The organism is Gemmatimonadales bacterium, from assembly GCA_036265815.1.
GTDB lineage: Bacteria > Gemmatimonadota > Gemmatimonadetes > Gemmatimonadales > GWC2-71-9 > CAVVWJ01.
Map to the genome: position 1 here is coordinate 1 of DATAOI010000002.1, position 8773 is coordinate 8773.

An 8773-nucleotide genomic window follows, 5' to 3' on the forward strand; every position below is an offset into this window, starting at 1 on the left:
CCTCGCCGACGCGTATGCGCTCTCTCAGGTATGGAGCATCCAGACTCTGCCTCGGGACACGGCGTTTGCCTGGGCGAAGGCGGCCGCGCTCCGGGCCATTGCGCTCGATTCCACCCTTGCTGAGCCGCATGCGTCGCTCAACCAGATCCTGCGATACGGCTACTGGGACTGGACCGGCTCGGAGCGAGAGGTCCGGCGGGCCATTGCCCTGGACCCCAACTATGCCACGGCGCACCAGTGGCTGGCCGAGCACCTGCTGGACATGGACAGACTTAACGAGGCAATTGCTGAGGCGCGCGCGGCCGTTCAGCTCGACCCGCTCGCTCAAATGCCTCAGAACATTCTCGGCGCGGCGCTCTGGTATGCGGGTCGTATCGACGAGGCGGATACGGTGTTTCGCGCGGCGATTGCGCGAGACTCCAGCGCGGTAGTCGTTGCGAGGGGACTTTTCATGATGTACGTCACCACGGGTCGCACTCAGGATGCGTCAGCGTTGCTGGCTGCACAGCATGACACGTCTTCACTGAATCATGCCCTGGTACGGGCTCGGAGCGACCCGGCCGCGCGCACTGCGGCGCTCGCCTTGTTGGGCCGACTAAGAGCGCAGCGCCTACCTGGAAAGCCCGGCATTAAAGTGGCCCAGTGGTACGCCGTCTTGGGGGAGCGCGAGACCGCGCTGGCGATGCTCGAGCAGGCAGCCGCCGAACAGAACCCGGCGCTTGAGATGATCAAAGTCGAGCCCGTCTGGGACTCCGTGCGTCACGACCCCCGATTCGCCGCCGTCGTGAGGCAAATCGGACTGTCGCCGTGACGAATCGGACTGTCGCCGTGACCGTAATGTGGGCACTAGGGGAAGCAGAAGCAGAATCACTGCGGTGATTGCGTGACAACAGTCAGCTCGTCCTTGGCCGATGCCATCCGCGATCGCTACGTGACGGTGGCGGCACTCGCGACGTCCACCAGCGGCCGCTGGGCGTTCACCACGATGTCCTGAAGCTCGAAGGCCTGGGGCTCGATTCTGGTCTCTCCCAACGAGGTAGTCCGGCCTAAGCGCACAACCACGTTATCGAAGCGCACCGGACGGTAACCCACCAGAGCCAGGCGTACCTGGTAGGTCCCGACCGGCAGGTCCTGCAGCCGGAAGTAGCCCCGGGCGTCGGTCTCAGCTGCCCGCGACTGCTGGAGGTTCGGACTGCTCGCGGCGACGCGAACCGAGACAGCGGGGCTGGCCTCGGCCGTCAACACTCTGCCCTCAATGTGGCCAGTCGCATCCTGCGCCGAAGCGCTGGCAGCCCAGCCAAGGAGGGTCACGAAGACGGGCCGCACATAGCGAACCATGTCAACCTCATCCAACGATCGATGGAGTCTTCGGCCTTGGTGGCTCGCGCAGCAGACGGCTCACCAAGACTGCCGACGATCCCTCAGGCAGGAAAAGAGCGAGTCGAGCTTCGCGGCGCGCTGGTCGCATTTCGTACATGGACTTAATCCGAACAGGCTGGTCATGGTTTCGTCATGTCCCCCAGCCTATTGGCCCCCAGCCCGAATCCTATTCGAACCCATGCTCAACTCAGAAGCCGCCGGAAACCGCGGATCCGGAGGAGGTGTATTGGCGAAGCGCCAGGCGTCGATGAACCGGATGATGTGCTCGTCGGCGTTCTGGAGAATGGTGGGGGCCAAGGATGCGCTATCTCCCACCAGGAGTCCGCAGCTTCGCCAGGTGGAGACCACTGCGTAGGCCATATGTGTCGGCGTCGTGAGGCGGGGAATTCTCACCATCTGCGATGCCTGCAGACAGGACGATGCGGCAAAGCCGAGCGCCCGGCCACTCGAGTCTTTGGTCTGTATGACCATATAGAGAAGGTCCAGGCTCGCCTGCGACCCGTCTCGCAGGTCGTTGTTGGTCTGGACCCGGATGCCTTCCCGACGCAGTGCATCCTCGACTTTGTTGCGCAGTACACTCTCATCGATCCGCTGCAGCGTGGCACTCTCGGAAAGCTGCACCCTGGCATAGACCGCAAAGCTTCTCAGACCGGTAAGCGTCGCACGCTGAGTCTCGGCCTCAGTTTGGGCGACCAGATTGGCCACCAGCCCAAGCGAAAGTCCCAGGGCCATAAACGAGCTTCTCATAGGGAGCATCGATTGTTGCGGGATAGCTCTGAGTTAGTGAGGTGCGCGGGCTTTAGCAAGCGACACGAGCCTCGCGAGGGCTCGTACCCGCCACCATTCGGCCGTGTGGACGGCGCGGGCCGGTGCTCCCTTGAACTCATGCCGGGCTACAACCCCGTCGCGGCACTCATGGATAAGCCGACTGCGGAGCGCCGCGAGGCGCGGTGGCTCGAGGTGCACCACGCGGCTCTCCTGTTGGAAGCGGCGCGCACGGTATCACTCCGCCGCGCCGACCTTGCTATTCCGTTCCTACACCCCTTGCTCGCCACGTTCCTCCTGACCGGCGGTTGGCGTGCCGAGGTGTTGGGGCTCGAAGTGTCCGACGTGAGCTTCGCCCGCAAAACGGTCACCTTCCGGCTCAATGATCACCGTCGGCTCAAGACCGCCACCTCGGCCCGCGTCGTCCCGCTCTGGCCGCAGCTCGAAGAGATCCTCCGGCCCTATGTGTTCGGCTTGGATCGGCCACCGACCCGGCTTCTCTTCCCTGCCCAGCACGGCGCCGGAGAGAGCATGGTCGGGAACTTCGATGGCGCGCTCGATCAGGTAGCCATCCGGGCGCGTTTTTGGGAGTACGTGCTTGATGGGGACGGTAAGCAGGTGCTCGACAAGGCGGGCAAGCCGCGGAAGCGGGGCACGGTGCGCTCGAAGATGTTCCGCCACACCTATTGCTCCGCCCGGCTCCAGACGCTCGACCACGGCGCTCCGGTGAGCGTCTACAGTGTCGGCCGCGAGCTCGGGCACGGCGGGGAGTCGCTGGTGAAACGCGTCTATGGCCACCTGGGGAACGTCCGGCATCGGAGCGAGGTGGTCGAGTACCGAGTCGAGCAGTTCACCAAGGAGCTTGAGGATTGCCCGTTTAAACGCGTCTGATGATCGTCGTATCGCTAAGTTCACGAAACGAGGCTCCGCATGGAAACAGAAGGAACCCGGGCAGACCCAAGGCCTAGGAATCCACTATTCCTGTTCGTCTTCACGACTATCTGGTTCTTGTGCGCTGTCGCGGGGCTGTGAACCCTATTCGCGACCCTTACCAGCCTGCGCACCAGCAATTGGACGTGGTTCGCCCGATCTGGTGCGGTGGACGGCATTATGGGAGCGATTCTCACCTGCCGCTCAGTTCTTCGGCTTTCGTCCGAAGAACGGATACGTTTTCGGAGATTAACAGTCGTGGAGACGTTCACCGCATCAGAGTTCGCAAATCAGGAACGGGACTCTCTAGCAGTGCAGCTTGGCGTGTCTTTACTGGTGGGCGGCACACTCATTTGGGCATACGGAGACCTGCTCGGGTTTGTATTTCTCTAGTGCTCGTGGCACCATGCTTGACACCACGGAGGGGGTTGGGCAGCCCCGGAGGGCCTAAGTCGTTGTGAACTAAGTGCGCCCGCCAGGACTCGAACCTGGGACCCACAGCTTAGAAGGCTGTTGCTCTATCCACCTGAGCTACGGGCGCGCAATGCAGGCAGGCGACTTCGTGGTCACCCGGACTGCTTCGGAGGCGCCGCCGCGTCGCTCATCCGCGACAGATCCTCCGGCCACCCTTCCGGCCGCCTGGAGTCTCCCCGGAACTCGAAGTGATCCTCCCGCAGCAGGCGCTCGCCGCTGATGGTCCGCGGATCGGCCAGGCGCTTGTCGATCAGGATGGCCACGTGGCGGAGGAGGGCTTCGACCGTTCGCCAGACCCCGGCCTCGAGCCCGGGGTACATTTTGCCGAGCCCTGGCTTCAGCCGGGCCTGCCGGCCGCGTGCTTCGGTCACTCCTGCTACCTCCTCTTTTGCCACAGTCGCGAGCGCGAACTCTGACGGGATTCTTAGCCGGAGGGTGACCCGCAGTCAATGAACCTCAGGAGCCTCGCTGGGTAGCCCGGGCTCGGATGGCTTCCGCCTCCGCCATGAACCCGGGGTTGGTGATCACATCCAGCGGGCGGTCCCAACGTAAGCCTCGTCGTGTCACGGTCGAGAAGCAGTCGATGAGCCGGTCACAGCCCCAATTCACCAGCTCCTGCCGGATGCAGGGAACGCCCGCACGGTCAGCCGCCTGGCGAAGGTTCTCCGCGCTCACGCTGTAGGCGCGCCAGCCGTCGGACCGAATGATCCCGCGACTCATCAGGCCGGTACAGAGCCGGTCCGGTAACACCCTGCGAGCAAGCCCGGGTGGTCCGAGCGACGCGAGGTTCGAGTGATGCAGAAAGGCGACGCCGTCCGGAGCCAGCACGCGGGCGAACTCCCGGAGATAGCTGTCCAGCTCCGGAAGCTCCGCGTGGACGAGGGAGTCGAAACTGAACGCGAAGTCGATCGAGCGATCGGCCAGCATCCCAAGCGACCGGCCGTCATTGACATGAACCTGAGATGCGACTGGCCAGCGAACCGCTCGCGACATGCCGCGATGCATCGCTCGGAGAGGTCCACGAGGGTTTGGCACTGGCCGGCCAGGAACTCCGTCCACCGTCCCTGCCCCGGCGCGATCTCCAGGATGTGGCTCGCGAAGGTGCTCCCGGATCCGAGGCAGGATGGCCTCGTGCCATTGAGGCCCCGGACCGCCCAGTCATCGACCAGTCGTCGCCTCGGTCCTGCCAACCATGGGCTTTGTCCCAGATGCGCCGGTTCTGATCAATGGTGGGCATGGCAGAAGAACCTGCGAGCGGGTCCCGCGAAGCGCAATCGTGACGGATCGGGGCGCCGGGATTCGAACCCGGGACCTCCTGCTCCCAAAGCAGGCGCGCTACCGGACTGCGCCACACCCCGTCGTTATCCGACAACAACATAGACCGTCGTAACTCCACCGCCAAGCGGAGTGTGCACGTTTCTGTGCACGTTTCAGGACGCTGGTCATACTTTCTTGACCTCCCGTAGCTGGGCGCCGCTCATCACGACGGCCAGCATCCTCTCCTCGTCGGCATGCAGATAGCACCGCTGCAGCGCCTCCGTGCCCTTCCCGCCGCCAGCCGCCGCGATATCAGGCAACGGGAGATGCTTCCGGGCCGTCGCCCACCCGCGCCGGTAGGCTTGCCAGGCGCTCCCCTGCTGTGGGCAGAGGGCGCCGGGCGAGCGGGTGTGGCGCGATACGCGGCAACCTTAGCCAGCCTCAAGGAGATGCAGAAGGCCGGCCGGGTCGAGCTCGAATCGCGGACGAGAAGACGCGGCATCGGGGACAGACGAGGCGTGGCGATGCACCGAGGCGGGCCGGGAGGCGCTGCGGCTGCTGGGAGAGTGAATCCGATTTAAGAGATCACGGCCGAAGCAGGAACCGGGTGGCGTGGGGAGGCGCACATCTATCGTTCTCGGCAACATCTACGCTGTTCGTGTCAATGGCCGTCTCCCCGGCGGCATCGGCTTTCGGGCCGCGGTGGCACCCAAGTAGTCTTGCCCGGGCAGGCCTATCCCTGCGTCCGGGCGCTCTCCTTCCCGCACCGGCCCCATCGTGTAGAGCACAGGGTCCATTGCGAGAACCTGCGTGACCCGGCCCACTGAGAGAGGCAGGACAGGTCATAGTTTGCCCAGAACCACTCTCGGCAGGCAGAATGGACAGCAGCAGCTTACGCGCGCTCACAAGCGATCTTCAGCAACTCCAAGACGCCGCCCGCTACGCGAAAGGGCGATCCCGCATAGTCCATGAATGTGCTGCCCGTACCGTGGCCCAGTGCCGCTATCTGCGCCAAGCCGCGCGACCCCTCCGCCGGCGTCAGCCTGGCAGCAGTTTCCGGACGGTTTCTCGAAGCGTAGTGAGGCTGAACGGTTTATAGAGGGTCCGCACGCCTTCGGGGAAATCCTGGCTTGAGGGGTGTGACAGGTCATCGAGGTGGAGCAGCGGAAGCGTCGGGAAAAGCACGTGCAGCCGATCCATTACTTCCGAGCCGCTCATGCCGGGCATACAGTTGTTGGTGATGACCAGATCGAACTGGGTCGACTTGGCGGCCTCCAATCCCGCAAATCCATCCGCGGCGGTGACCACCTCATACCCCTCTTCATCTAGGACGCGGGCGACCAGGGCACGGATGGCCGTTTCGTCATCGAGGACCAGGATACGCGCCGGCATGGGGACGCCAGGAGGGAGGGTACCGCCGCAGATCTACGCGGGAAGTTTCCGCTGAATTGGCAGGAGAGCAATAGTCCGAAGTGCCTATACTCTTACGTGGTACGGTTGCGAAGGAATCCTGCGCTTGCGCAACGGCGTACCGGACCCGAGAATAGGAACTCTCGCTCAGGACCTTCCTCCACCATGCGCTACCACACGCGATCGCTCACCTGGCAGGGTGAAGCTTTCCGCTTCGAACGCTTCCAAGCGAAAAACCACAGCAGCGACTCTCGGGAATGGGCGGTATCCCGCCGCGGGGAGTTCATCGGCACCCTGACCTGCGCACCAGAAGTGACCACCAAGGAATTTGAGCTCCGGGGTCTCGCGTGGCTTCGGGAGCTGCTTGGCGCGGTGCCTGGTTCTACAGGGTCCTGAGCCAGGGCAGCGTGCGCTGGGCCGCTTGGCGCCGGGCATGTGCTCCGTCGGGCGTGGTACGCGCTGCGCTGAACGTCTGCGCTTGAGGGAAGGCGCCAGGCCGGCCTCCGCTTTCCCACCGTCCGTGCACACGCTCCACAGAGACAATGGGTCGCAATAGGCCACTCTGGCTACGGCCGATATTCTCTCAGCCGCCTGCCTTGGTCGTACCAGTGACCCACGAGCGCATTGACCGGACTTTCGACTCTCCTCGGACCACTCCTCGACGAGAACGGCAGTAACAACGGAGAGCGCCTCAGCCCCTGGCGTCAGCTCGAGCCCGCTACCCCGCCCGGCACGAGCCGATCGGTCGTGCTGCCATCGCCGAGCTGGCCCACCCAGTTGCCGCCCCAGCAGTACAGCCGCGCGCCCGTCGTCAGGCCGCAGCTGAAGGCCTCACCGGCACTCAGCCGGACGAAAGCGATCCCGCCCCTCACCACGACGGGCGTGGTCCGCTGCGTGGTCGTGCCGTCCCCGAGCTGTCCGTACTGGTTGGATCCCCAGCAGTATGGCCGCCCGTCGGTTCCCACGCCGCAGGTATGCAAGCTGCCGGCGGTGATATTGCGGAAGAACAGCCCGCCCCCCACGCGCCGGGGCCAGAAGCTGAGGTAGGTGTGCCCGTTGCCGAGCTGCCCGGCCCGGCCGTTTCCCCAGCAGAAGGCGCGCCCGTCACTGGTCACGGCACAGGTATGGAATTGGCCTGCGTCCAGATATTGGTAGGAGCGTCCGCCCGCCACCAGCACCGGTGCCGTGCGCAAGCCGCCGCTGGAGCTGTCGCCCAATTGACCGTAGTTGTCGTCGCCCCAGCAGACGGCACGGTTCGCCGTCGTGAGACCACAGGTGTGACGGGACCCCGCGCTCACCGAGTGGAAGGCAAATCCGCCGACCACTGCCGTCGGCACCTGCCGGGAGTCGCCGAACGTCCCGATTCCGAGCTGGCCCGAACCGTTGTAGCCCCAACAGTAGGCCCGGTCGTCGGTCGTGACGCCACAGGTGTAGAAGCGGCCTACGGTCACGTTGCGGAACCGGAGACCCCCCTGGACCGCCACGGGTGTGACCACCGGCGAGAGGGAGCTGGAGGTCGTGCCGTCCCCGAGCTGCCCGAACGAGTTGTCTCCCCAGCAATACGCCTTGCCGCTGCCCATGATGCCACAAGTGTGATACGAGCCGGCCACCACGGTGCGGAAATGGAGACCGCCCTGGACGGGGACTGGCGCAAGTCGCGGTGATGTCTCCGTCCCATCGCCCAGCTGGCCGTTCTTGTTGTAGCCCCAGCAGTAGCCAAGGCTGTCGGTTGTGACGCCGCAGCCCTGGCCGTCGCCCGTGCTCAACTGGCGAAACGACAACGGAGCGGTAGCTGCGGCGGCGAAGGCCGGGCTCGTCGGCTCCGCGGTGGCCGGGCCCTGGGGATCGTCGCTGCAGGCCAGGGCCGCAAGCAGGAGGGCCGGAGCAAGCAGCCCGCCGCGGAGGTGCGGGAGCTGGGCAGCCTGACATTCGCCGAAGTCGCGGCGTGACCACATGCACGTACCCTCGTTTCCGCTATGGGACATATTGCAGATTGTTCCCCGGCCGGCTTCCGCCAACCAGCTCGATGCGCGCCCTTCCCGCCACGAAGACGCGATCAGCCGACGCCCCTGGGCGGACGCTGGGCAGCGGCGCCCTGGTGGTCCACGTATTCGTGCCGGGGTCGTAGACGCTGGTGGTCCGGACCTGGGTCGTCGTGCCATCCCCGTTCGATCGGTAGCCACCAATCAGGTACAGCCTGGCCCCGAGCGTCGCCGAGGCGGCGCCCCCGCGGACGGCGACCGTGGTCTCCCTCGGGGTCCACGCGTCCGTCAGCGGGTCATAGACGTACAGGGTCTTGGACCCGGGCACGCCGATGTAGATCTTCTTGTTGATGGTGCCGCCCTGCAGGCGCTCACGGTACCAGATGATGGCGGGTGGGGTGGCGAGCGGCGTCCAGGTGTCGGTGAGTGGGTCGTAGCGCAGCAACCACTTGTTGGGCGCACTGCACCAGTCGCTGTCTTGGCAGCTGGTGACCACGTAGAGTCGACCGTCAATCGCGGCGGTCACGCCGTTCAGCCCAAAGGTCGGCATGTACCGCTTCGTGGCCCAGGTGTCC

10 protein-coding genes and 2 tRNA genes are annotated in these 8773 nt (G+C 65.0%); 2 read left to right on the plus strand and 10 right to left on the minus strand.

The window, feature by feature from the left end:
* Nucleotides 1-811, plus strand: an 811-nt coding sequence (locus tag VHR41_00465) for a bacterial transcriptional activator domain-containing protein (GenBank protein HEX3232637.1), incomplete at its 5' end; no start/stop codon positions are given.
* 116 nt (nucleotides 812-927) lie between these two features.
* Here the strand turns inward: VHR41_00465 and VHR41_00470 are convergent.
* Both VHR41_00470 and VHR41_00475 read right to left on the minus strand, forming a co-directional pair.
* Nucleotides 928-1338: a carboxypeptidase-like regulatory domain-containing protein gene (locus tag VHR41_00470; GenBank protein ID HEX3232638.1), complete on the minus strand. Its 411-nt coding sequence runs from the start codon at nucleotides 1336-1338 to the stop codon at nucleotides 928-930.
* Between the two features lie 186 nt (nucleotides 1339-1524).
* Nucleotides 1525-2127, minus strand: coding sequence for a hypothetical protein (locus VHR41_00475; protein HEX3232639.1), 603 nt, complete (start codon nucleotides 2125-2127; stop codon nucleotides 1525-1527).
* A 168-nt stretch (nucleotides 2128-2295) separates the two neighbouring features.
* On the opposite strand from VHR41_00475, the gene VHR41_00480 reads away from it, so the two are divergent.
* Nucleotides 2296-3036 carry a hypothetical protein gene (locus VHR41_00480; protein HEX3232640.1) on the plus strand — a complete coding sequence of 247 codons (741 nt, stop codon included), beginning with the start codon at nucleotides 2296-2298 and terminating at the stop codon, nucleotides 3034-3036.
* Nucleotides 3037-3542: 506 nt separating this feature from the next.
* Here VHR41_00480 and VHR41_00485 read toward each other — a convergent pair.
* The 8 genes from VHR41_00485 to VHR41_00520 form a co-directional block, all read right to left on the minus strand.
* A tRNA-Arg gene (locus VHR41_00485) sits at nucleotides 3543-3616 on the minus strand.
* A 25-nt stretch (nucleotides 3617-3641) separates the two neighbouring features.
* Nucleotides 3642-3920: a hypothetical protein gene (locus VHR41_00490; GenBank protein ID HEX3232641.1), complete on the minus strand. Its 279-nt coding sequence runs from the start codon at nucleotides 3918-3920 to the stop codon at nucleotides 3642-3644.
* Nucleotides 3921-4005: 85 nt separating this feature from the next.
* Nucleotides 4006-4554: a class I SAM-dependent methyltransferase gene (locus VHR41_00495; GenBank protein HEX3232642.1), complete on the minus strand. Its 549-nt coding sequence runs from the start codon at nucleotides 4552-4554 to the stop codon at nucleotides 4006-4008.
* 279 nt (nucleotides 4555-4833) lie between these two features.
* Nucleotides 4834-4907 (minus strand) — tRNA-Pro (locus VHR41_00500).
* Between the two features lie 84 nt (nucleotides 4908-4991).
* A complete protein-coding gene (locus VHR41_00505) occupies nucleotides 4992-5126 on the minus strand; it encodes a hypothetical protein (GenBank protein HEX3232643.1) in 135 nt (44 codons plus the stop codon).
* 718 nt (nucleotides 5127-5844) lie between these two features.
* Complete coding sequence (locus VHR41_00510; GenBank protein HEX3232644.1) at nucleotides 5845-6198, minus strand: response regulator; 354 nt, start codon at nucleotides 6196-6198, stop codon at nucleotides 5845-5847.
* 722 nt (nucleotides 6199-6920) lie between these two features.
* The gene (locus VHR41_00515) at nucleotides 6921-8171 is read right to left on the minus strand and encodes a hypothetical protein (protein ID HEX3232645.1); all 1251 of its coding nucleotides are present in this window, start codon (nucleotides 8169-8171) and stop codon (nucleotides 6921-6923) included.
* 19 nt (nucleotides 8172-8190) lie between these two features.
* On the minus strand, nucleotides 8191-8773 hold a 583-nt coding region (locus VHR41_00520; GenBank protein HEX3232646.1), incomplete at its 5' end, for a kelch repeat-containing protein.